Source organism: Escherichia sp. TC-EC600-tetX4, assembly GCF_019356055.1.
In the GTDB taxonomy this organism is placed as follows: Bacteria; Pseudomonadota; Gammaproteobacteria; order Enterobacterales; family Enterobacteriaceae.
The window spans coordinates 3692513-3715672 of sequence record NZ_CP079924.1 but is presented as its reverse complement, the minus strand read 5'-3'; the positions used below and the strand labels follow the sequence as shown (position 1 = coordinate 3715672).

Genomic DNA, 23160 nt, shown 5'->3' with positions numbered 1-23160 from the left:
GCGACGACCATTATTGTCGATTAAATTGTGTCTGCGGCTTGACCTTCCCGTAAGGGGAAGGACTATGCTCAACGTTTGATTTTGTTTCGCCTGCTTAAGAATAAGGAAATAACTATGCAACGTCGTGATTTCTTAAAATATTCCGTCGCGCTGGGTGTGGCTTCGGCTTTGCCGCTGTGGAGCCGCGCAGTATTTGCGGCAGAACGCCCAACGTTACCGATCCCTGATTTGCTCACGACCGATGCCCGTAATCGCATTCAGTTAACTATTGGCGCAGGCCAGTCCACCTTTGGCGGGAAAACTGCAACTACCTGGGGCTATAACGGCAATCTGCTGGGGCCGGCGGTGAAATTACAGCGCGGCAAAGCGGTAACGGTTGATATCTACAACCAACTGACGGAAGAGACAACGTTGCACTGGCACGGGCTGGAAGTACCGGGTGAAGTCGACGGCGGCCCGCAGGGAATTATTCCGCCAGGTGGCAAGCGCTCGGTGACGTTGAACGTTGATCAACCTGCCGCTACCTGCTGGTTCCATCCGCATCAGCACGGCAAAACCGGGCGACAGGTGGCGATGGGGCTGGCTGGGCTGGTGGTGATTGAAGATGACGAGATCCTGAAATTAATGCTGCCAAAACAGTGGGGTATCGATGATGTTCCGGTGATCGTTCAGGATAAGAAATTTAGCGCCGACGGGCAGATTGATTATCAACTGGATGTGATGACCGCCGCCGTGGGCTGGTTTGGCGATACGTTGCTGACCAACGGTGCAATCTACCCGCAACACGCTGCCCCGCGTGGTTGGCTGCGCCTGCGTTTGCTCAATGGCTGTAATGCCCGTTCGCTCAATTTCGCCACCAGCGACAATCGCCCGCTGTATGTGATTGCCAGCGACGGTGGTCTGCTACCTGAACCAGTGAAGGTGAGCGAACTGCCGGTGCTGATGGGCGAGCGTTTTGAAGTGCTGGTGGAGGTTAACGATAACAAACCCTTTGACCTGGTGACGCTGCCGGTCAGCCAGATGGGGATGGCGATTGCGCCGTTTGATAAGCCTCATCCGGTAATGCGGATTCAGCCGATTGCTATTAGTGCCTCCGGTGCTTTGCCAGACACATTAAGTAGCCTGCCTGCGTTACCTTCGCTGGAAGGGCTGACGGTACGCAAGCTGCAACTCTCTATGGACCCGATGCTCGATATGATGGGGATGCAGATGCTAATGGAGAAATATGGCGATCAGGCGATGGCCGGGATGGATCACAGCCAGATGATGGGCCATATGGGGCACGGCAATATGAATCATATGAACCACGGCGGGAAGTTCGATTTCCACCATGCCAACAAAATCAACGGTCAGGCGTTTGATATGAACAAGCCGATGTTTGCGGCGGCGAAAGGGCAATACGAACGTTGGGTTATCTCTGGCGTGGGCGACATGATGCTGCATCCGTTCCATATCCACGGCACGCAGTTCCGTATCTTGTCAGAAAATGGCAAACCGTCAGCGGCTCATCGCGCGGGCTGGAAAGATACCGTTAAGGTAGAAGGTAATGTCAGCGAAGTGCTGGTGAAGTTTAATCACGATGCACCGAAAGAACATGCTTATATGGCGCACTGCCATCTGCTGGAGCATGAAGATACGGGGATGATGTTAGGGTTTACGGTATAAAAAGACCGTATTCGGAAATATGCCCGGATCTCTCCGGGCATTAAACTGATGACAAACGCAAATCTGCCTGATGCGCTACGCTTATCAGGCCTACGCTAGCTGTGCAATCCATTGATTTTGCACAATTTTGTAGGCTGGATAAGGCGTTCACGCCGCATCCGGCATGAACAACGCGCACGTTGTCAGCAATCTGAGCAAGTCTTACTTCACATCATCCGGCAGCGCATAAGCCACAATATAGTCGCCCATCTTCGTACCAAATGAACCGTGACCGCCTGCGGAGATCACCACATACTGCTTACCATTCACTTCATAGGTCATTGGCGTAGCCTGACCACCCGCTGGTAAACGACCCTGCCACAGTTTTTCACCGTTGCTCATGTTGTAAGCGCGCAGGTAGTTATCTGCCGTAGCGGCGATAAACAGCACGTTACCCGCCGTGGAGATTGGCCCGCCCAGCATCGGCATACCCATATTGAACGGCACCGGAACCGGCATCGGGAACGGCATACTGTCCTGCGGCGTACCAATACGTTTCTTCCACACCACTTCATTAGTTTTCAGATCCAGCGCCGAGATATAACCCCATGCTGGCTGTTTACATGGCAGACCAAATGGTGAGAGGAACGGGTTGAGCGTGACACCATACGGTACACCGTACTGTGGCTGAATGCCGGATTCCGTACCCGTGCCTTTGGCATCTTTCGGCTGCTCCATCGGGTTGCCAGGACCACGCGGGATCAGTTTCGAAACAAACGGCAGTGCCATTGGGTTGGCAATCGCCACTTCACGATTTGGATCAACGGAAATCCCGCCCCATTCGAACATCCCCAGGTTACCCGGGAAGACCAGCGTACCCTGTTCAGATGGCGGGGTGAAAATGCCTTCATAGCGCATCTGGTGGAACATCACGCGGCACACCAGTTGGTCAAACATGGTGGCTCCCCACATATCCGCACCGCTCAAATCTTTCGTCGGACGGAAGCTCAGTTCAGAAAACGGTTGAGTTGGGGTTACGTAATCGCCTTTCGCTGCACCTTGGGGAACCGGTTTTTCCGGTGCCGGAACCACCAGTTCGCCATTACGACGATCGAGCACAAAAATGTTGCCGGTTTTCGCCGGAGCGTAAATAACTGGCACTTTCTGACCATTAACGGTGATGTCCGCCAGCGTCGGCTGTGCCGGAAGATCCATGTCCCACAGGTCGTGGTGAACGGTCTGGTAGCTCCACGCCAGTTTCCCGGTAGTGGCATTCAGCGCCAGAATCGAGCTGGCATAACGTTCCTGTTCCGGTGTGCGGTTACCGCCCCAGATATCCGGCGTGGTCACGCCCATCGGCAGATAGACCAGATCCAGCTTCGCGTCATAGGCCGCTGGTGCCCAGGAGTTTGGCGAGTTAAAGGTAAAGGTGTGTTCGTCAGACGGGATTGCGTTCGGATCTTTCGCGCCGGGATCAAAAGCCCACAGCAGCTCCCCGGTGTTGACATCAAAACCACGGATCACGCCAGACGTTTCGCGGGTTGAGAAGTTATCGGTAACTGAACCGGCCATCACGATGGTTTTATCGGTGATAATCGGTGGCGAAGTCGGTTCATACAGACCCGGTTTGGTGTCTGGCATATTGCTTTGCAGATTGAGCACGCCTTTATTGGCGAAGGTTTCGCACAGTTTGCCGTTTTCAGCGTTAATCGCAATCAGTCGACCATCATTGACCGGAAGAATGATACGACGCGGGCAATCCGCCATCACTTCCGGCGAAGCGGTTTCTGCTTTGGCTTCATGATAAGAGACACCACGGCAGGTTACGTGCTGGAAAGACTCGTTGGTTTTCAGCTCAGGATCGTAATGCCATTTCTCTTTGCCGCTGGCGGCATCAAGCGCAAACAGGCGCTGGTGAGCGGTACACAGGTAAAGGGTGTCGCCCACTTTAATCGGCGTCACTTCATTGGTGATTTCACCCGGATCGTTCGGCTGCTTCACATCGCCAGTACGGAACACCCAGGCTTCTTTCAGATTATGGACGTTATCGGCGTTAATTTGTTTCAGCGGCGAAAAGCGTTGACCTTCCTGATTACGACCATAGGCAGGCCAGTCCTGATCGGCTACGGGGGAGATAGCTTCAGCAGGTGTGGCATCGGCGCTTAAGGTGCCGTTGATCTCCTGCGGATCGTTAAATCCGGCCCAGGTCAGGATACCACCGCTAATCAGCAGTGCGACCACCAGTGCGGCAACTGCGCCGCTGGCAGGAATGACCAGGCGACGCCAGACAAACGGCAGGATCAGCCAGATGCCGAAGAAGACCAGAATGTCGCTGCGCGGAGTCAGCGCCCAGAAGTCGAAACCAACTTCCCAGACGCCCCAAATCATGGTGCCGAGCAGCAGGGCTGCGTATAGCCAAAGCGCGGCGCGTTTACTGCGCCACAGCATCCAGGCGACGCCGAGCATCACAAGGCCAGCGATAGGGTAGTACCAGGAGCCGCCAATCGCGACCAGCCAGCCTCCGCCAATGAGTAGATACAGCCCGCAAAGCGCTGCAAAAAGGGCTGTTAGCGTGACGAGTAATCGTCGCGAGCCTGTATTGTTAATTGCCATAAAGAGACACCATTTCAATTCATTAATATTTTAGTAGCAATTAATTATAGGTTTTAACATGTGTGATCGTCATCACAATTCGAGCTTTATTAACAGATTCCGCGAATGAATAGTTTTACTGGTATACTGCGTGTCTTGCGCTTTGTTGCGGTGCCAAAACCTGCCCGTGCGAAGTGATTTGTTTTTAAATCATATGGTTAGAGATATGAAACATACTGTAGAAGTAATGATCCCCGAAGCGGAGATTAAAGCGCGTATCGCCGAACTGGGTCGTCAGATTACTGAGCGTTACAAAGACAGCGGCAGCGATATGGTGCTGGTGGGTCTGCTGCGTGGCTCATTTATGTTTATGGCGGACCTGTGCCGTGAAGTTCAGGTATCTCATGAAGTCGACTTTATGACCGCCTCCAGCTACGGTAGCGGCATGTCCACCACCCGTGATGTGAAAATCCTCAAAGATCTGGATGAAGATATCCGTGGCAAGGACGTGCTGATTGTTGAAGATATCATCGACTCGGGGAATACACTGTCGAAAGTGCGTGAGATCTTAAGCCTGCGCGAACCGAAGTCGCTGGCGATTTGTACGCTGCTGGATAAACCGTCCCGTCGTGAAGTGAACGTCCCGGTAGAATTTATCGGTTTCTCGATCCCGGATGAGTTTGTGGTGGGTTACGGCATTGATTACGCACAGCGTTACCGTCATCTGCCGTATATCGGCAAAGTGATTCTGCTGGACGAGTAAGTGTGAAGTTGCCGGATGTGTTGCATCCGGCATGGCATTTTTATTTGTGGTTGGCGTGTTTCAGCTTGAGGTTGGAAATCCCGTGACGGTAACGTTGCTCAAGGGTTTCGCGGTTGGTGGCGGTAACATCCAGATCACGCAGCAAGCCGTCGTGAATGCCGTAGGCCCAGCCGTGAATGGTAACTTTCTGCCCGCGTTTCCACGCTGATTGCATAATGGTGGAGTGGCCCAGGTTATACACCTGTTCCATGACGTTCAGTTCACACAAGGTATCCAGACGGCGCTCTTGCGGCATTTCGCCGAGCAATGAGCTATGTTTGAACCAGATATCGCGGATATGCAGCAGCCAGTTGTTGATAAGCCCCAGTTCCGGGTTTTCAACTGCGGCTTGTACGCCGCCGCAACCGTAGTGGCCACAGATAATAATGTGTTCAACTTCGAGTACATCCACTGCATACTGAACCACGGAAAGGCAGTTCAGGTCAGTGTGAATGACCAGGTTAGCAACATTACGGTGAACAAAGAGTTCGCCCGGCTCAAGACCGGTTAAACGTTCTGCAGGAACGCGACTGTCGGAACATCCAATCCATAGAAAGCGCGGTTTTTGCGCTTGTGCCAGTTTCTCAAAAAACCCGGGATCCTCTTCCACCAGCATTTTTGACCATAGTGCATTGTTGCTGATGAGTGTATCTATGTCTTTCATGGAGGTTAACGACCTGTAACCAAATAATTACGTTTGGCTAATATAGGGCAACTCCGGGACGATTTAAACCACAGATAAAGTGTAAGAACGTAAGGTAAGTAAAAATTTATGACCATTGCACTGGAACTTCAACAGCTTAAAAAAACCTATCCAGGCGGCGTTCAGGCGCTTCGTGGGATAGATTTGCAGGTCGAAGCGGGTGATTTTTATGCGCTTCTCGGGCCGAACGGGGCCGGGAAATCGACCACTATCGGTATTATCAGCTCTCTGGTAAATAAAACCTCCGGGCGGGTCAGCGTATTTGGTTACGATCTCGAGAAGGATGTCGTGAACGCTAAACGTCAGTTGGGACTGGTGCCGCAGGAATTTAACTTCAACCCGTTTGAAACCGTGCAGCAAATTGTGGTGAATCAGGCAGGGTACTACGGCGTGGAGCGCAAAGAAGCGTACATCCGCAGCGAAAAGTATCTTAAACAACTCGATCTATGGGGAAAACGCAACGAACGTGCGCGTATGTTATCTGGCGGGATGAAGCGCCGTTTAATGATTGCCCGTGCGTTAATGCATGAACCTAAACTACTGATTCTCGACGAACCGACCGCAGGCGTGGATATTGAACTTCGCCGCTCAATGTGGGGCTTTTTGAAGGATTTAAACGACAAAGGCACCACCATCATTCTCACCACACACTACCTGGAAGAAGCAGAAATGCTGTGCCGCAATATCGGCATTATTCAACACGGTGAGCTGGTGGAAAATACCTCGATGAAGGCGCTGCTGGCGAAGCTGAAATCGGAAACCTTTATTCTCGATCTCGCACCGAAAAGCCCGTTACCGAAGCTCGATGGCTATCAGTATCGACTGGTCGATACCGCGACGCTGGAAGTTGAAGTGCTGCGTGAGCAGGGGATCAACAGCGTATTTACGCAGTTAAGTGAGCAGGGCATTCAGGTATTAAGTATGCGTAACAAAGCTAACCGTCTGGAAGAGCTGTTTGTTTCACTGGTTAATGAAAAACAAGGAGATCGCGCATGATGCATCTTTACTGGGTGGCGCTAAAAAGCATCTGGGCGAAAGAGATCCATCGCTTTATGCGTATCTGGGTGCAGACGCTGGTGCCGCCAGTCATCACCATGACCCTTTACTTTATTATCTTCGGTAACCTGATTGGTTCGCGTATTGGCGATATGCATGGCTTCAGCTATATGCAGTTCATCGTACCGGGGCTGATCATGATGTCGGTGATCACCAATGCCTACGCCAACGTTGCGTCATCATTTTTTGGTGCCAAGTTCCAGCGTAATATTGAAGAGCTGCTGGTAGCGCCGGTTCCGACTCACGTCATTATTGCCGGATATGTCGGCGGTGGCGTGGCGCGTGGTCTGTTTGTTGGCATTCTGGTGACGGCAATTTCACTGTTTTTTGTGCCATTTCAGGTGCATTCGTGGGTATTCGTTGCCTTAACGCTGGTGCTCACGGCGGTGTTGTTCTCCCTTGCGGGTTTGCTGAACGGTGTGTTTGCCAAAACGTTCGATGACATCAGCCTGGTGCCAACCTTTGTGTTAACGCCACTCACGTATTTGGGCGGGGTCTTTTACTCACTGACTTTGTTGCCGCCGTTCTGGCAAGGGCTGTCGCACCTGAACCCAATCGTTTATATGATCAGTGGTTTCCGCTACGGCTTCCTCGGTATCAATGATGTTCCGCTGGTCACTACCTTTGGCGTACTGGTGGTCTTTATTGTGGCGTTTTATTTGATCTGTTGGTCGCTGATCCAACGTGGACGTGGTTTGCGTAGCTAAGGCTATTTCCTCTCCTCTGGATTTGGGGGAGAGGAGTTTTGACGGCTATCACCCTTTATCAACAATGGTCAGGGTAGACTGATTTTCGGCTAAGGAGGAAGGCGATGTTAGGTTGGGTAATTACCTGTCACGATGACCGGGCGCAAGAGATACTGGATGCGCTGGAGAAAAAACATGGGGCACTTCTTCAGTGCCGGGCCGTGAATTTCTGGCGCGGATTAAGCTCTAATATGCTCAGCCGCATGATGTGCGATGCTCTGCATGAAGCGGACTCTGGTGAGGGTGTCATCTTCTTAACCGATATAGCCGGAGCGCCACCGTATCGCGTGGCTTCATTATTAAGCCACAAACACTCCCGTTGCGAAGTGATTTCTGGTGTCACGTTACCGTTAATTGAACAGATGATGGCTTGCCGTGAAACCATGACCAGTTCAGAGTTTCGCGAGCGTATTGTCGAACTGGGTGCGCCGGAGGTGAGTAGTCTTTGGCACCAACAACAAAAAAATCCGCCTTTCGTCCTCAAACATAATTTGTATGAGTATTAACCCGCGATTCTGATGGCGCTTTTGCTACAATAAAAGCGTTGTTTCACCCTCGGTTATTTTTTCATGTACAAACAAGCTGTTATTCTCCTGCTGATGCTGTTTACCGCAAGTGTCAGTGCCGCGTTACCTGCCCGTTATATGCAAACCATCGAAAATGCTGCGGTCTGGGCGCAAATTGGTGACAAGATGGTGACCGTGGGGAATATTCGGGCCGGACAAATCATTGCCGTGGAGCCCACTGCCGCAAGTTATTACGCATTTAATTTTGGCTTTGGCAAAGGTTTTATCGATAAAGGTCATCTCGAGCCGGTTCAGGGGCGACAAAAAGTTGAAGACGGTTTGGGCGACCTCAACAAGCCGCTGAGTAATCAGAACTTAGTTACCTGGAAAGATACGCCGGTCTATAACGCGCCGAGTGCGGGAAGTGCGCCATTTGGGGTACTGGCGGACAATTTGCGCTACCCGATTTTGCATAAACTGAAAGACAGGTTAAATCAAACCTGGTATCAGATCCGTATTGGCGATCGACTGGCCTATATCAGCGCACTGGATGCCCAACCCGATAATGGCCTGTCGGTGCTAACCTATCACCATATTCTGCGCGACGAAGAAAACACCCGTTTTCGCCATACTTCGACGACCACATCGGTACGCGCTTTCAATAACCAGATGGCCTGGCTGCGTGACAGGGGATACGCGACACTGAGCATGGTGCAGCTGGAAGGCTACGTGAAGAATAAGATCAATCTCCCTGCGCGAGCGGTGGTGATTACCTTTGATGATGGCCTCAAGTCGGTGAGCCGCTATGCGTATCCTGTGTTGAAACAATATGGCATGAAGGCGACGGCGTTTATTGTTACCTCACGCATCAAACGTCACCCGCAGAAGTGGAACCCAAAATCGCTGCAATTTATGAGCGTTTCTGAGCTTAACGAAATTCGCGATGTATTTGATTTCCAGTCACATACCCATTTTTTGCATCGGGTAGATGGTTATCGCCGACCCATATTACTGAGCCGTAGTGAGCACAATATTCTGTTTGATTTTGCACGTTCACGCCGCGCTCTGGCGCAATTTAATCCGCATGTCTGGTATCTTTCGTATCCGTTTGGCGGATTTAATGACAACGCCGTGAAGGCAGCAAACGATGCCGGATTTCACCTGGCGGTGACAACCATGAAAGGCAAAGTAAAACCGGGGGATAATCCGTTGTTACTAAAACGACTTTATATCTTAAGAACGGATTCGCTGGAGACGATGTCGCGGCTGGTGAGTAACCAGCCGCAGGGATAACAATCAAGCAACCTGTACCGGAATCGCTTTCGCGGTACGTTTCATTTCATTGTCGCCTTCAAAATAGGCGACGTTGGGTCGCCAGGTGCGAGCTTCTTCATCTGGCATGGTAACGAAGCTGGCGATGATGACAATATCGCCGACACTGGCGCAGTGGGCCGCCGCACCGTTAACAGAAATAATTCTCGAACCGCGTTCTGCCGCGATGGCATAAGTGGAGAAACGCTTGCCGTTGGTGACATTCCAGATATCAATGGCTTCGTTTTCGAGAATACCGGCTGCGTCAAGAAAATCCTGGTCAATGGCGCAAGAACCTTCATAGTGCAGGTCCGCATGAGTCACTTTCACGCGGTGGAGTTTGCCCTGCAGCATCGTGCGAATCATAACTTCTACCTTTCTACCCTGTCGTTAACGAAGCAGGCGATGCCTGCTTTGAGGAAATTCTCACGCAGTATTGCCCGATTTTTGTTTAGTGTCTACTCATCTGACGGCATTTGCGTCAGCAGTTTGCGTACCGCGCCGAAGCGTGCCATGTATCGCCTGTAACGAATTGATATTTCTCTGAACGCTGCTCGGTAAACAATAAAGAGGTGGCTGACGATAGCGCGCCTTGACTGGATACTGCCTTCACGCAAAGCCACACGGAAGACAGGGAAGATGGATGCACCGAGTACCACACCGCATGACGCGGTATTTAAACAATTTTTAATGCATGCGGAGACGGCTCGCGACTTTCTGGAGATACATTTGCCAGTGGAATTACGCGAACTTTGTGACCTCAACACGCTTCATTTAGAGTCGGGGAGTTTCATTGAAGAGAGCCTGAAAGGACACAGCACGGACGTGCTCTATTCCGTGCAAATGCAGGGCAATCCCGGTTATCTGCATGTTGTGATTGAACACCAAAGCAAGCCGGATAAGAAAATGGCCTTTCGCATGATGCGTTATTCTATAGCCGCCATGCACCGGCATCTGGAGGCTGACCACGATAAGCTGCCGCTGGTGGTGCCGATACTGTTTTATCAGGGCGAGGCCACACCTTATCCGCTATCAATGTGCTGGTTTGATATGTTTTACTCGCCGGAGCTGGCGCGACGCGTCTATAACAGTCCTTTCCCGCTGGTGGATATCACCATCACACCGGATGACGAAATCATGCAACATCGGCGGATTGCGATTCTCGAACTACTGCAAAAACATATTCGCCAGCGCGACTTAATGTTATTGCTTGAGCAACTGGTCACGCTGATCGACGAAGGGTACACTAGCGGAAGTCAGTTAGTTGCCATGCAAAACTATATGCTGCAACGCGGTCATACTGAACAAGCGGATTTGTTTTACGGTGTGTTGAGAGACAGGGAAACGGGAGGGGAGTCTATGATGACGCTGGCGCAGTGGTTTGAAGAGAAAGGGATTGAGAAGGGGATTCAGCAGGGAAGACAGGAAGTAAGTCAGGAATTCGCCCAGCGTCTTCTGAGTAAAGGAATGTCTCGGGAAGACGTTGCAGAGATGGCAAATTTACCTCTTGCTGAGATTGATAAGGTAATTAACCTTATTTAAGTTACCTGTGTTATGACAGATGACGTGGGGTAAATTAATAACTGGCGCCATCAGCCGTAGCGCCAGTTAAGTATTACGCCAGCTCGACCATTTTGTTGTCGATCAGGCGAGCATCGCCAAGCCAGGCGGCTACCAGAATTACTGCCCGTTTGCTGGTTTCAGAAACTTCCAGCAATGTGTCGGCATCGCGAATCTGAATATCATCGGCGCGGAAGCCTTTTTCATTCAGTTCTTGCCCCGCAATGGTAATAATTTCATCGAGATCCCGTTCCCCAGCCTGCAATTTGTCAGCAATCGAACTTAAAACTTTGTACAGACCAGGCGCAATTTTGCGTTGTTCCGCCGTCAGATAACCGTTACGGGAACTTAGCGCCAGACCGTCTTTGGCGCGCATAATTGGCACACCGACAATCTCAATATCGAAGCCCATATCGGCAACCATTTTGCGGATCAGCGCCAGTTGCTGAAAATCTTTTTCACCGAAGCAGGCGATGTCCGGCTGGACCAGGTTGAACAGCTTGCTGACAATAGTCGAAACGCCGCGAAAATGTCCCGGACGGCTGGCACCTTCCAGCATGGTCGAAAGGCCAGGAACGTCAACGTAAGTGTGGGTTTCAGTACCGTTCGGGTAGATCTCTTTTACCGAAGGGGCGAAAACTAAATCCACTTTACGTTTGTTTAGCTTCTCGCAGTCCTCCTGCAAGGTCCGTGGATAACGAGCCAGATCTTCCGGGCGGTCGAACTGCATCGGGTTAACGAAAATACTGACGACGACCACATCGGCGCGGGCTTTGGCTTCGTCGACCAGCTTCATATGGCCATCGTGCAGGTTACCCATGGTAGGCACCAGCGCCACGCGCTTGCCTTCCATACGCAGGCGGCGAATTTGCTGACGCAGCAGCGGCAGGGTTTCGATAATTAACACAACGTGACTCCTTAATGGAAACTGTGTTCTTCGCCCGGATAAACGCCGGACTCCACTTCAGCCATATACTGCCGCACAGCCGCGCGGATGTCGCCCGTTTCGGCGAGGAAATTTTTAGCGAATTTAGGAATGTGACCGCCGGTAATACCAAAGGCGTCGTGCATCACGAGGATCTGCCCGTCAGTGACGTTGCCTGCGCCAATGCCAATAACCGGGATCGCCAGTGCTTCGGTAATACGTTTTGCCAGTTCAACCGGCACGCATTCCAGCACCAGCAGCTGTGCCCCAGCAGCTTCTAAGGCTAATGCATCGCTGAGCAGTTGATCGCCCGCTTCATCGCCGCGCCCCTGAACTTTGTAGCCACCGAAAATATTCACTGACTGTGGTGTTAAACCTAAGTGACCACATACAGGAACGGCACGTTCGGTCAGCATTTGTACGGTTTCTACCAGCCACTCACCGCCTTCAATTTTGACCATGTTAGCACCGGCACGCATAACCGTTGCGGCGTTTTCGAAGGCTTGTTCCGGCGTGGCATACGCCATAAACGGCAGGTCAGCCAGCAGCAGGCAGTTTGGTGCGCCGCGACGTACGGCGGCAGTGTGGTAGGCGATATCGGCAACGGTAACTGGCAGGGTGGAGTCGTGCCCCTGAACCGTCATGCCCAGCGAATCGCCCACCAGCATGACGTTAAGCCCTTCATCAGCAAAGAGTTTGGCGAAGCTATAGTCATAAGCGGTGATGGTCGCGAAACGTTTTTTTTCCTGTTTGTACTTCTGCAGTAAGGAGATGGTGGTCGGTTTCATAACGTATCCTGATAAATTGATGTTGTGCTGTCTGGCATTTTATCAGTCACATTGGTGGGGGCAATGATTTATCCGTAGCAGCACTGCCAGAAGGTGACAGTGCTGCTACGTTATCAGGGATAGGTTACCTGGAAAGTACTGGTGGCTTTAAATTCGCCGGGTTCGATAGCAATATTCCCGTCTTGCTTTAATGTTGCCTGGAAATGAAGAGGCTGTGATGTGCCGTTACCTTGATTAGGGTAAACCCCATCGGAGGTGTCATCTTCGGTTTCATAATCTATATAAACAGAATTCGTATCATTAGGTTTTAATGTCATTAGCGGATTTTTACTGGTTGCTAAACCTTCAATGAGTACGCCAACGCCTTTGGCGGCAGTGCTTCCAGTAAGCGTATTACCAAGCAGTTGTGTGTTTTGAGTACCTACTTTTCCAGTGACGAGTTTTGTTTCAATATTACGCACACGAATACAATTCTGAAGCGAGATATCAAAGGGAACAGGTGAAGCGCCATTTTTAATTGTCCCAGAGCTATATTCTCCCATTCTAACCGTTGAACCATTGACTGATGGCCCGGTAAGTATGGAGGTAAAACATGTTGGTAAGGTTAATTTGACATTATTCAGTGTGAAATTGACATAAATGTGGTTGCTGTGATCTACAACTTTTGTACCAGGACTGTAGGCCTTAAACGAATAAAGGTAATTTGATGAACTGGATAACTGGACTTGCTGATTAAGTGTAGGATCGAAATTAGTATCTGTATAAAATTCAACAGTTATGTTGTGTACTATACCACCAATAGCCCAAAACTTATCGTAGTCGTCTGCTTTGTTGCAACCCTTAGTTTGTAGATCGCTGTCTGTGACGGAAAAGAAAAATTCTTGGTTGGAAGGATCTCCGATATAGATTCCTGGCGATTGAATGTCAGTTATTGTATCGTATGCAGACCAGACCCTTGATATTAACATGGTGTAATACAGACCAGGAACAGATGTATTAAATAGTTTATGTCCGCCATAATCTTTACCTGAATAGACCATGGCATTTTCAATAGTTATTGGACCAGGATTCGCTCTGCCAGATGTATTGCAGTAAAGAATACCACCACCGGTACCTGTATCCAGGTATGACCAGTACATTTTTACCCCAGTCGGGCCGAGCTGCGTGGGTTTATAAAAAACCAAGTTGCTTGCTGTTGATGTGTAATTAAAGGTCATCTGTGCGGCAGTGGAGGGGCCTCGATAGTTATCAACTCCTGCATTATTTCCCACAATAAAACTTGTATATGCACTGACTGTATTACAACAAGAATACAGTGCTAAAAAAAGAATGTACCTGAAGATAGTCTTCATTTTTACTCCAATGTTTCTTTATTGTTATGGTTTGCGCTGTTTTTGTTTGTTATTCGTAGTAAATATCCACTAACACATGGCTCATAAGTTGACCAGATGTAACACTCAATGCAGGATCGATTTTTTGCATTCGGGTGCTAAATTTCCAGGATGAACCATTCATGTCATCCGACATTACTGGATAAACGGAACGAGATCCGCCTGAAGCATTAAGAACATTGAATGTATTCGCCGAATCCTGAGTAGAAAATATAACTACTCCTACATTACTTGCTCCTGACGAAATTTCATTAGCAAATATTTGCCTAGAGCCAGCAGCCATGACACCGCTAAGGGCTCTAAAATCAATATGTAACTGATTTAGCACATCGCCAGTTCCCTGTAATGCACAGTCGGATACAGTGATAGTGAACTCTTTTCCACCTGGTTGATAACTTTCAGGAGTAACATTACCTGAAAAATATCCCACCCCAACGACGCCAAGATCAATATTACCCTGGTTACTGATTCCGCTTTTGCAGGTGCTGTTTTTTACATTGGCAACAAGGTCAATATCCTGTCCAGCAATGGCTGGACAGGCGATGCAAAACAGTAATGACAGAAACAGAATTATTCTCTTCATCAGCTTACGTTGAGTGGGATGCATATATAGTTCCTGAATCTGTAAGTCTGTTAGTTATAGGTTACTGTAAATGTGGCTGGTGCAGAAAACTTACCCGCAGTGACATTGTTTACGGTTTTATTTTTTTCCACGACCAGGCGTGCACTCATCGGATAATAAACGACCGCATTGGCTGCAGTGGAGATTGTTACCTCTTGTGATGCTGGTGTTACACAGCTAAATTGTGTTGCACTCCCTGTTGCCGGAGTTACAGTGCTCCAGACTTCAACGGCGACAGCACTTGCTTTATCTGCGGCTGTGGAACCATTTGCAAACCCCGCACCGTCATTAGCAGTTCCCTCGCATGTGGCTCGCTTGGTTAATTTTATTTGCGCTTTTTTATTGGGGATACCCGCACAGTCTTTGAATTTGAGTTTGAATGTTTTTACTTTGGTCTTGGCATTGATTTCAGAAATATATACATCACCAAAATCAACAACAGAAATGTCCTGATCAGAGTCATTTACTAATGTAGCGGTACAAGTACCCATTTCTACAGTAGTAATAACGGTCAGTCCAATACTGTCTGTTGCCGCATAAGAGAGTACGCTGAACAATGAGGCAGCCAAAACGACACTGCTGGATAATCCATAACGTAAATTTTTAAATGTCATCATAATTATCCTTCTTATTGATAGATGAAATTAAACGTCGCCAGTGCACGAAAATTCCCCGGTACGCCTTGCCCTGCATCTGTTTCACGTAGCGCAACGGTCATTTCAAGACCCTTATCGGGCTGCATCTCGTCTGTGCTCCAGCGTATCTTTTCCGCACTGTTAGGTTTAAGGAAAGTGGCATCATCAGTAGTCCGTTTTTTGAAACCCATACCGATATTACTTGTCGTCGAAGATGAATCACCAGACTGCGGTATAATAAGCTTAGGTGAGCTTGATGATGCATTTCCGGTCAGAGTGGTATCAATCCAACTGATGCCACTGCTGCACCCACTGGCAACCAGTTTAAAATCAGCCTGAGATTCTGTCGTTTTATTCGCGATCTTATCCAGACCCATCTTAGGGATTCTCAATGTGTAGTTATTATTGCCATCATTCGTGACGTTATTACCAGTAAGTGTGATGTTACAGGTTGTCGCTTTGACAGTGGCTGTAAACTCTACATTAATATCCGTTGCAAATACTGAGGGTGATAATAATATTCCCATCAGTATCACTATTTTATGTGGCGTTGTTTTTATCATTTGACGTCCCTTGTAGTTACTGAATCTGACACCGAATTCCATTCAGAATAATAGATTGTGCTATTTTTTCTGCTTCTGGGCTTTGTTGATAATGCGCAAGACAACTTACGGGTTTACTTTGTTCGAGCCATTTAATGCTGATATTTCCCTGCTGCTCAATACCACGAACAAATGCTTGTCCACCCTGTCCAACATTACCAATGACATTGCCTTGCTCATCATAAATATCTGCAGCAAATGGAATATTTTTACCATCACTTCGTGTGATGTTCATAATGGCTGATTGCCCTTGCACGGTTTCAAAATCAGCAAAGACGACTGAACCCTGACGCGGTACAGCTACTGCACTGGTACTTTTTAATTCAACATCGTTCTCAAGATCGTTGATATCCAGCGCGATACGGTTTTCATGATAAGGAGAAAGAGCGCTGGTGACACCATAACCCCATCGATCGATAGTACTGTTGCCATAATTTATTCGCGCTCCTTGAGCACCTGGAGCCTGAACTACCGCCAGTGTATCGGAGTCGCTAAAACTATCATTACTGAAAGTCAGTCCACCGCTATGCAATACAAAACCACCGTCGGTGCTGAGAGAAACTTGACGGCTGTTATCGCTATTTGCAGAAATTGAACCTGCCAGCGTTCCCCATGGTGACTCATAGCTGGCATAACCCCCAACATAACTCAAATCTTTGCTGGCTTTATTCATCGTATAGCCAGTATTCACGCTATAACTGACGCGAGCGTTATCGCTATAGCCACTGCTGCTAACGTTGAGTTGGTTATTACCCTTAAAGTCACTGCTTATTTGAGTATCAATACTCTGGAAACCTGAAGTACGTTGTTCAGTGCCAAGTAATTTTTCAATTGGAATGGTGAAACTAAGATAAACGCTATCGTCAGTGTCGCCGTCTTCATTCCATGAACGCTGGGCACTGACACTGTAGCTGCCCCAGGATGTACTGTTACTGTAGCCAATAGAGTAATTGCTACGATTTTGTCCGGAAGCCCAGTAATCGGACCAACTTCCGGAAAGATAAAATGAACCGTAATCTTTTTTCTCAAATTTCAACGGTTGGTTAATACTGACCGTAACCTGATTTTTCATGCGTGAGTAATTACGCATGGATTTCGGTTCAAGATCTTGTTCGGGATGTTTCACTTCATCAATTAGAGTTAGTGCATCATTAAGACCAAGGTAATTCTGTGTCGAATAGCGATAGGCCGCGATATTCAGTGAAGTACTTGTTTCTTCGAATAACTTGTTCCAGGAAACACGATAACTTTGCCCCTGGTATGTTTTATCATCCGGGATACGAACATTGGAATGAGTCACATCGAAAGAAAATGCACCAACTGAAGTATTCAGACCAAGACCTAACAAACCAGCGGTATAGTTATTATCGGTTATCTGAATACCGGTATAACCCGTCAGATAGTTATTCAGGCCGTAGTAGTAGCTTGCTTGAAATAAATTAGGCTCATCCTGAATATCATCTTTTAAGACCTGACCGCCGCTAATATCCCAACGTCCAACGCCAGGGCGTAACATTTGAACAACGGATGAGAAAGGTTGCGAGAATGTCCGCTTTGAGCCATCGGATTCTTCGATGGTAACAATAAGATCGCTGCCGTACCCTGACGGACTCAGATCATCAATGACGAAAGCGCCTGGCGGCACCGTCGTTTCATAAATCTTATAGCCACCTTGCGTAATAGTGACTTTGGCGTTGGTATTGGCAACGCCATGAATGATAGGCGCAAAGCTGGCTAAAGTCGGAGGCAACATGCGGCTGTCACTGTATAAACGAATGCCTCGGATACTGACGGAATCAAAGGTTTCGCCCGTCGTATAAGACTCACCAAGAATGAGTTGAGAACGCAGCGAGGCGATATCACGCTGAACATACCGATTCTTAAAATCATAATTACTGCCAGAATCGGTCATCCAGTTGTAGTTGCCCGAGGCACGCAGTCGCCATGCACCTAAATTCATCCCACCGTTAAATGCAGCATAAATGCTTTCATTTTTTCGACCAGGGGTTTCACTATGATATCCGTTGAGGTTGTATGACAACATGGCCGCATTAATGCCGTTTTCCCATAACGATGGATCAACATAGTTTTGGTAATTTTTCATTACCCAGGCTTGAGGAACGTCTATATCCAGACGTTGATCGTTAACGTCATAACGAACAGAAGCCTGAGGGATAATTTCCGTCAAATTGAGGCAATTGCCGAGCGTTTCATCCCTGGCAAGCAGAACGGCTTTTTCGTTATTTATATCGGGAGAATTAATATGAAACTGCAATAAATTCTTTAATGTGATACAAGCCTGGGCGTTCTTTTTTCCTTCAATTGCGACAAATGTAATACTTTGGTTAATGATTGGTTGGTCGTTTACATAAACACTGACGTCGTAAACACCCGGTATAGCGGGGTTACCTTCACTGTACCGGCTGAGATCAATATTAGATGCATTCTGCCCCATCAGGAAGGTATGGTCATATTCAACGAGTTCAGCACTGAAAGCAGTATTGCAATACAGCAGCGCGCAAAACGTGGCGATACGGGTCAGATGATGATAATTTTTAGTATATTCTATAGTCACGCTATGCTTCCTGCGGAATTATATCCTTGCCTGATTACAGCCTGGCATTACCTTCAATTGCGCCACCAAAGTCATTAATGGCGTAAAAATGCACTTTTGCAGAATTCGCTTTGCCATTAAGGCCATTGACTTTCATGACCTCATCACTAAATGGTGCAATCATTTTCACATCAATCGGATAGCGTTTACCGCTAGCTTCTAAATCACCACTGCTAAAAGAGACGTAGTAAGGGGTTGGATTGGTCACTCGTAATGACGCCTTACCTTCTGAACCTGACCAGAACCACTTCAGGGCTAACGGGGCTTCAGAGGGATTTCCCTTCAATCCATCCGGGCGATAGAAAAGTTTTATACGTGTGCGAAATGCCAGTTGCAGCAGGCTTTGATTCGCGACCTTTTCTGCATCTGGTTTTGGTGGAACTTCCAGTACGTTAAACCAGAACACGCTCTCTCTGTCTTTAGGCAGTGAGGTGCTGGCTGTGTACATTAATTTGATTGTTTGCCCACGTTTGGCATCAATACGCGATACTGGCGGCGTAGCAGTAAAAGGGACTGTAATACTGCCAGGCTCAGCGTTGTCATCGCCAGTATCTAACCAACTCTGGACAAGCAACGGGTTATTCCCTTTATTTTCCAGACGTGCGTTGACACTTTTTTGATCGCTTTTATATATTACGCGAGTACCCGAAATGACAATGTCCGCAATAGACGATGAACTAAAAGCCATACAGGTTACGAAGCATAAAGCTGTTGTATGTTTGGTGTTAAAAAACATAAACCATCCCTGATAGAGTTAATTAAAACAGGGAATAATATAAAATAGAAATTATTATTCCCTGTATATTCATTCAATCAATTTAACTGGTGAATACTTACTGATAAGTAATGGTGTATGCAGTGTTAGTTTTTACATAACCAGCAGTTGCTGTTTGGTCTGCGACGGCACGAACGTAAGACGCTTTAAAATCATAAACAGCAGATTTTGTCGTTGCATCCAGGGCTTTAGTATACACATCGCCAGGGTTGTTAATTTGAACCTGTTTGATAGTGGAACCATCAATATTGTGTAGAGCGATATTAACGCCGTCAGATGGGTTGTTAATAGACATGTCGTTGTTCAAAGTCCCTTTGCTGTTACCAAAGAAAACAGAACCGAAGGTCATTCTAGCCGTGCTACCTGGATTCGGATTTGCTTTGCTGCAGTCAACGGTGATGCTGAAAGGTTTAGCTTTAGCGCCAACGGTGTCATTCAGTACGCCAGCATCGATTTCACCAACGGTTGCGGTTTGCAGCAGGATCAGACCATCCTTGTTACCGCCGTCAACGCGGGTTTCACAGGTGTTATCAACAACCAGACCACTGATATTTAACTGACCGCCGTCCATATCAGCAGAAGCAGTACCTGCAACCATCGCCAGCATAAGACCAGACAGGGCAAAACCTAATTTTTTAGACATAAAAATCCTTTAATAAAATTCCATTAGTCAGACTACATGTTTGAAGAATGACTATTCATGACACAAATAGGAGAAACAAATGTTAGATATTAATGAGCAATGATATTTGTTACCCAAATTTACAACCATTGTTCATTAGGTCGCCTATTGTGCACTTTAGAAGCTTTTGAACAAATTAAATTTACTTAATTCAAAATTAAGTAAAAATAAGTTCACAAGTGCAATTGGTTAGGGTATGGAGATGGGATTGATATTTATTTATAGGAAGTTATATTATTTCCGCAAAGAGATGTTTAAACTAAAATCGTAATTAAGGAAAGAGATGAGATATGATTTTCAGAAAATATTTATATTCGCAATATAAATAAATTACCATTTGTTTAATTTGTCAAATGCTCTTGTATGTAAGATTTGACGCAACATCTCCCCATCAGGAAACACCAACTCCGGCGCGATTTCAAACAGCGGCCACAGCATAAATCCACGATTCTTCATATCGTAGTGCGGAACGGTCAGGCGTTCAGTATTTATCACTTCATTACCAAACAGCATGATGTCGAGATCCAGCGTGCGTGGTCCCCAGCGTTCAGCTTTGCGGACGCGACCTTGCTGCAATTCAATACGCTGTGTGTGATTGAGTAGCTCTTCAGGTGCAAGAGAGGTTTCCAGCGCCACGGCTGCGTTTAAGTAATCGGGTTGATCTTGCGGCCCCAGCGGTGGGGTGCGGTAAAACGAAGAAACGGTAAGAATGTGGCTTTCAGGGATATCGCCTAATGCTTTCAGGGCAGCATTGACCTGCTCCAGCGGAGAGGCCAGATTGCTGCCTATGGCAATATACGCCACTGTCATGCGGTACCCTCACGACGTGGTGCGCGTTTGCGTGGACGACGAGTACGACGACGCGGTGACGGTTCTTCATCCAGCTCGTTGAGCATCCCTTTTTGGTCTGGTGGCGCGGAAACCTGGAACTCACCCCACCATTTCACCAGACGCTGCAGTTCAGCGTTACGCTCAACTTCAGCTCGCAAGGCCAACAGGTCATAAGCCGCACGGAACTTAGGATGCTCCAGCAGTTTCCATGCGCGTTTACCCTGACGACGGGACATACGCAACTGCAACTGCCAGATATCGCGGGTTAATGTCGTCAGACGTTTCGGGATTGCCAGTGAACGGCAGGCTTCGTCCAGCACGTCGTTCATCGCCAGCGCGAAAGCGTCGTGATAGGTCAGGCCGCTTTCCTGGGCGATCTTCTGTGCCGTCTCCAGCAGTGGGTACCAGAACATGGCGGCAAACAGGAACGCCGGGTTCACGCGCATATCGTTATGGATACGCGTATCGGTATTCTTCAGCACCTGTTCAATGATCCGCTCCATCGGGCTGTCGCCATTTTCCGTGAAGTAGCGGGTAATGGTCGGGAACAGCGGCTGGAACAGATGATATTCACACAACAGCTTATAGGTTTCGTAACCGTAGCCCGCTTGTAGCAGTTTAAGCGATTCTTCAAACAGGCGTGCCGGTGGGATATCGTTCAGCAGGGTAGCGAGGCGAGGGATCGGTTCTGCGGTTTCCGGGCTGATGCGCATACCCAATTTGGCGGCAAAACGTACCGCGCGCAGCATACGTACCGGATCTTCACGGTAGCGCGTTTCCGGGTTACCAATCAGACGGATAACGCCGTCCTTCAGATCCTTCATGCCGCCAACGTAATCACGGACGGTAAAATCCGCTACGCTGTAATACAGGCTGTTGATAGTGAAATCGCGGCGCTGGGCGTCTTCTTCGATGGAGCCGAAAATGTTGTCGCGCAGCAACATGCCGTTTTGCCCGCGTTGGGAGGTCGTGCGGTCGCTGACGTTACCTTCGTGGTGTCCACGGAAGGTCGCAACTTCGATAATCTCCGGGCCAAACATTACATGAGCCAGACGGAAACGGCGACCCACCAGGCGGCAGTTACGGAACAGTTTGCGCACCTGCTCAGGCGTGGCGTTAGTGGTTACGTCAAAATCTTTCGGCTTTTTGCCAAGTAACAGGTCGCGCACGCCGCCGCCAACCAGCCAGGCTTCGTATCCCGCTTTATTGAGCCTGTACATTACCTTCAGGGCATTTTCACTGATATCTTTGCGGGAAATAGCATGCTGCTCACGCGGGATCACCGTCACCTGTGGACGGGCGACTGCCTGTTCAGCCTCGCTTTCCTCGCGGCTTAGCACCTTGCGGCAAAAATTAGCGACTCGGGTAAAAATAGTACACCTCGGTAGTGTCAAACATCATTCAGGACAAAAAAATAGCGGCTAATCATAGCTCAGCATGACGCATTTGAGAATGTTGAATTTACAATTGCCGACTCGGGCACGGCGGTAAGCCGCCAGTTTTTGACGGCTGACTGAAGGATTTGCTCGACGCTGAAATCCTGCCAGTGTGCTTCTGCCTGCTGCCCCAGAAATTGAAGTGCCGCGATTAGTACCGGGCGTGGATCGCCTTTCGGCAACGCAGGCGCATGATTCTGCTTGGAAAGTTTAGCGCCTTGTGGATTAAGCGCCAGCGGCAGATGAATGTAATCTGGCACTTTCCAGCCAAAAAGCTGGTACAGCGAGATTTGCCTTACTGTTGGTTCAATCAGATCAGCCCCACGCACTATTTCTGTAACGCCCTGGAAATGATCATCAACCACAACAGCCAGGTTGTAGGCGAACAACCCATCACGGCGATGAATGATAAAATCTTCCCGTGCCAGTTTTTCGTCGGCGTGAATAATGCCGCGCAGCTGGTCAGTAAATTGCGTGACCGGATGCTGCTGGCGGATACGCACTGCGGCGTTGTCTGGTCCATGATGCAACACCCGGCAATGACCGTCGTAAATACCGCCAATGCTTTGAATACGCGCACGCGTACAGGTGCAGTAATAACTTAGTCCTTGTTCATGTAACCAGGCGAGTGCTTCACGATAGGCGTCGTGACGTTGCGATTGCCAGAGAACATCGCCGTCCCAGTGCAGACCGTAATGTTCCAGCTGGCGCAGGATAGTTTCTGCGGCACCGGGAACTTCACGAGGCGGGTCGATATCTTCTATGCGTACCAGCCAGCGACCTTGCCGGGCGCGAGCCTGCAAATAGCTGCCGAGCGCGGCGATCAGAGAGCCAAAATGAAGCTCGCCGGAAGGAGAGGGGGCGAAGCGGCCAATATACTGTGTGTCTGTCATCTCTTTGAACAAAAAATAAGGCGGGAGCATTTCCCGCCTGTGGTAA

At 48.6% G+C, this 23160-nt stretch carries 22 protein-coding genes; 7 read left to right on the top strand and 15 right to left on the bottom strand.

Annotation, left to right across the window (positions count from 1 at the left end; genetic code table 11):
* Positions 1-114: 114 nt before the first annotated feature.
* Positions 115-1665, top strand: a complete 1551-nt coding sequence (cueO, locus tag KXD89_RS18080) for a multicopper oxidase CueO (protein WP_072647334.1) — start codon at positions 115-117, stop codon at positions 1663-1665.
* 201 nt (positions 1666-1866) lie between these two features.
* On the opposite strand, the gene gcd is transcribed toward cueO, so the two are convergent.
* A complete protein-coding gene (gcd, locus tag KXD89_RS18075; protein ID WP_001306211.1) occupies positions 1867-4257 on the bottom strand; it encodes a quinoprotein glucose dehydrogenase in 2391 nt (796 codons plus the stop codon).
* 205 nt (positions 4258-4462) lie between these two features.
* Between gcd and hpt the strand changes: the two genes are divergently transcribed.
* Positions 4463-4999 carry a hypoxanthine phosphoribosyltransferase gene (hpt, locus tag KXD89_RS18070; protein ID WP_000683335.1) on the top strand — a complete coding sequence of 179 codons (537 nt, stop codon included), beginning with the start codon at positions 4463-4465 and terminating at the stop codon, positions 4997-4999.
* Positions 5000-5039: 40 nt separating this feature from the next.
* Here hpt and can read toward each other — a convergent pair whose 3' ends face one another.
* Complete coding sequence (gene can / locus KXD89_RS18065) at positions 5040-5702, bottom strand: carbonate dehydratase (RefSeq protein WP_000651599.1); 663 nt, start codon at positions 5700-5702, stop codon at positions 5040-5042.
* 108 nt (positions 5703-5810) lie between these two features.
* Here can and KXD89_RS18060 point away from each other — a divergent pair, with 108 nt between their 5' ends.
* The 4 genes from KXD89_RS18060 (at position 5811) to KXD89_RS18045 (ending at position 9342) form a co-directional block, all read left to right on the top strand.
* Complete coding sequence (locus KXD89_RS18060) at positions 5811-6737, top strand: ABC transporter ATP-binding protein (RefSeq protein ID WP_000150637.1); 927 nt, start codon at positions 5811-5813, stop codon at positions 6735-6737.
* On the top strand, positions 6734-7504 hold the full coding sequence (locus tag KXD89_RS18055; RefSeq protein WP_000972203.1) for an ABC transporter permease: 771 nt from the start codon (positions 6734-6736) through the stop codon (positions 7502-7504). The genes KXD89_RS18060 and KXD89_RS18055 overlap by 4 nt, the downstream gene beginning before the upstream one ends.
* A gap of 104 nt (positions 7505-7608) precedes the next feature.
* Positions 7609-8049, top strand: coding sequence for a PTS sugar transporter subunit IIA (locus KXD89_RS18050; protein WP_000901987.1), 441 nt, complete (start codon positions 7609-7611; stop codon positions 8047-8049).
* 63 nt (positions 8050-8112) lie between these two features.
* Positions 8113-9342 carry a polysaccharide deacetylase family protein gene (locus KXD89_RS18045; protein WP_000277917.1) on the top strand — a complete coding sequence of 410 codons (1230 nt, stop codon included), beginning with the start codon at positions 8113-8115 and terminating at the stop codon, positions 9340-9342.
* Positions 9343-9345: 3 nt separating this feature from the next.
* Here KXD89_RS18045 and panD read toward each other — a convergent pair whose 3' ends face one another.
* Positions 9346-9726 carry an aspartate 1-decarboxylase gene (gene panD / locus KXD89_RS18040; protein ID WP_000621515.1) on the bottom strand — a complete coding sequence of 127 codons (381 nt, stop codon included), beginning with the start codon at positions 9724-9726 and terminating at the stop codon, positions 9346-9348.
* A 273-nt stretch (positions 9727-9999) separates the two neighbouring features.
* Here panD and rpnC point away from each other — a divergent pair, with 273 nt between their 5' ends.
* On the top strand, positions 10000-10902 hold the full coding sequence (gene rpnC / locus KXD89_RS18035) for a recombination-promoting nuclease RpnC (protein WP_000339954.1): 903 nt from the start codon (positions 10000-10002) through the stop codon (positions 10900-10902).
* A gap of 73 nt (positions 10903-10975) precedes the next feature.
* On the opposite strand, the gene panC is transcribed toward rpnC, so the two are convergent.
* The 12 genes from panC to gluQRS form a co-directional block, all read right to left on the bottom strand.
* Entirely contained in the window at positions 10976-11827 is an 852-nt protein-coding gene (panC, locus tag KXD89_RS18030; protein WP_000905383.1) for a pantoate--beta-alanine ligase, read from the bottom strand.
* Positions 11828-11838: 11 nt separating this feature from the next.
* Entirely contained in the window at positions 11839-12633 is a 795-nt protein-coding gene (panB, locus tag KXD89_RS18025) for a 3-methyl-2-oxobutanoate hydroxymethyltransferase (RefSeq protein ID WP_000805497.1), read from the bottom strand.
* Positions 12634-12746: 113 nt separating this feature from the next.
* Entirely contained in the window at positions 12747-13985 is a 1239-nt protein-coding gene (gene yadC / locus KXD89_RS18020; RefSeq protein ID WP_000848455.1) for a fimbrial tip-adhesin YadC, read from the bottom strand.
* A 49-nt stretch (positions 13986-14034) separates the two neighbouring features.
* The gene (locus KXD89_RS18015) at positions 14035-14631 is read right to left on the bottom strand and encodes a fimbrial-like protein (protein ID WP_000553749.1); all 597 of its coding nucleotides are present in this window, start codon (positions 14629-14631) and stop codon (positions 14035-14037) included.
* Positions 14632-14657: 26 nt separating this feature from the next.
* Positions 14658-15263 carry a fimbrial-like protein YadL gene (yadL, locus tag KXD89_RS18010; RefSeq protein ID WP_001310526.1) on the bottom strand — a complete coding sequence of 202 codons (606 nt, stop codon included), beginning with the start codon at positions 15261-15263 and terminating at the stop codon, positions 14658-14660.
* Positions 15264-15274: 11 nt separating this feature from the next.
* A complete protein-coding gene (locus tag KXD89_RS18005; protein ID WP_000598300.1) occupies positions 15275-15844 on the bottom strand; it encodes a fimbrial protein in 570 nt (189 codons plus the stop codon).
* 16 nt (positions 15845-15860) lie between these two features.
* On the bottom strand, positions 15861-18458 hold the full coding sequence (gene htrE / locus KXD89_RS18000; protein ID WP_000151605.1) for a Yad fimbria usher protein HtrE: 2598 nt from the start codon (positions 18456-18458) through the stop codon (positions 15861-15863).
* 34 nt (positions 18459-18492) lie between these two features.
* A complete protein-coding gene (locus tag KXD89_RS17995; RefSeq protein ID WP_000465923.1) occupies positions 18493-19233 on the bottom strand; it encodes a fimbrial chaperone in 741 nt (246 codons plus the stop codon).
* 97 nt (positions 19234-19330) lie between these two features.
* A complete protein-coding gene (locus KXD89_RS17990; RefSeq protein ID WP_072647333.1) occupies positions 19331-19915 on the bottom strand; it encodes a fimbrial protein in 585 nt (194 codons plus the stop codon).
* A 369-nt stretch (positions 19916-20284) separates the two neighbouring features.
* On the bottom strand, positions 20285-20764 hold the full coding sequence (gene folK, locus KXD89_RS17985) for a 2-amino-4-hydroxy-6-hydroxymethyldihydropteridine diphosphokinase (RefSeq protein WP_000215139.1): 480 nt from the start codon (positions 20762-20764) through the stop codon (positions 20285-20287).
* The gene (gene pcnB / locus KXD89_RS17980; protein ID WP_010723084.1) at positions 20761-22158 is read right to left on the bottom strand and encodes a polynucleotide adenylyltransferase PcnB; all 1398 of its coding nucleotides are present in this window, start codon (positions 22156-22158) and stop codon (positions 20761-20763) included. Before pcnB ends, folK begins: the two co-directional genes overlap by 4 nt.
* Before the next feature lie 59 nt (positions 22159-22217).
* Positions 22218-23114 carry a tRNA glutamyl-Q(34) synthetase GluQRS gene (gluQRS, locus tag KXD89_RS17975; protein WP_000132715.1) on the bottom strand — a complete coding sequence of 299 codons (897 nt, stop codon included), beginning with the start codon at positions 23112-23114 and terminating at the stop codon, positions 22218-22220.
* Between the last annotated feature and the right edge of the window lie 46 nt (positions 23115-23160).

Excerpts from the sequence above, each read along its gene's own strand:
- cueO (WP_072647334.1), top strand. The coding sequence starts at position 115 with ATGCAACGTCGTGATTTCTTAAAATATTCCGTCGCGCTGGGTGTGGCT.
- gcd (WP_001306211.1), bottom strand. The coding sequence starts at position 4,257 with ATGGCAATTAACAATACAGGCTCGCGACGATTACTCGTCACGCTAACA.
- hpt (WP_000683335.1), top strand. The coding sequence starts at position 4,463 with ATGAAACATACTGTAGAAGTAATGATCCCCGAAGCGGAGATTAAAGCG.
- can (WP_000651599.1), bottom strand. The coding sequence starts at position 5,702 with ATGAAAGACATAGATACACTCATCAGCAACAATGCACTATGGTCAAAA.
- KXD89_RS18060 (WP_000150637.1), top strand. The coding sequence starts at position 5,811 with ATGACCATTGCACTGGAACTTCAACAGCTTAAAAAAACCTATCCAGGC.
- KXD89_RS18055 (WP_000972203.1), top strand. The coding sequence starts at position 6,734 with ATGATGCATCTTTACTGGGTGGCGCTAAAAAGCATCTGGGCGAAAGAG.
- KXD89_RS18050 (WP_000901987.1), top strand. The coding sequence starts at position 7,609 with ATGTTAGGTTGGGTAATTACCTGTCACGATGACCGGGCGCAAGAGATA.
- KXD89_RS18045 (WP_000277917.1), top strand. The coding sequence starts at position 8,113 with ATGTACAAACAAGCTGTTATTCTCCTGCTGATGCTGTTTACCGCAAGT.
- panD (WP_000621515.1), bottom strand. The coding sequence starts at position 9,726 with ATGATTCGCACGATGCTGCAGGGCAAACTCCACCGCGTGAAAGTGACT.
- rpnC (WP_000339954.1), top strand. The coding sequence starts at position 10,000 with ATGGATGCACCGAGTACCACACCGCATGACGCGGTATTTAAACAATTT.
- panB (WP_000805497.1), bottom strand. The coding sequence starts at position 12,633 with ATGAAACCGACCACCATCTCCTTACTGCAGAAGTACAAACAGGAAAAA.
- yadC (WP_000848455.1), bottom strand. The coding sequence starts at position 13,985 with ATGAAGACTATCTTCAGGTACATTCTTTTTTTAGCACTGTATTCTTGT.
- KXD89_RS18015 (WP_000553749.1), bottom strand. The coding sequence starts at position 14,631 with ATGCATCCCACTCAACGTAAGCTGATGAAGAGAATAATTCTGTTTCTG.
- yadL (WP_001310526.1), bottom strand. The coding sequence starts at position 15,263 with ATGATGACATTTAAAAATTTACGTTATGGATTATCCAGCAGTGTCGTT.
- KXD89_RS18005 (WP_000598300.1), bottom strand. The coding sequence starts at position 15,844 with ATGATAAAAACAACGCCACATAAAATAGTGATACTGATGGGAATATTA.
- KXD89_RS17995 (WP_000465923.1), bottom strand. The coding sequence starts at position 19,233 with ATGTTTTTTAACACCAAACATACAACAGCTTTATGCTTCGTAACCTGT.
- KXD89_RS17990 (WP_072647333.1), bottom strand. The coding sequence starts at position 19,915 with ATGTCTAAAAAATTAGGTTTTGCCCTGTCTGGTCTTATGCTGGCGATG.
- folK (WP_000215139.1), bottom strand. The coding sequence starts at position 20,764 with ATGACAGTGGCGTATATTGCCATAGGCAGCAATCTGGCCTCTCCGCTG.
- gluQRS (WP_000132715.1), bottom strand. The coding sequence starts at position 23,114 with ATGACAGACACACAGTATATTGGCCGCTTCGCCCCCTCTCCTTCCGGC.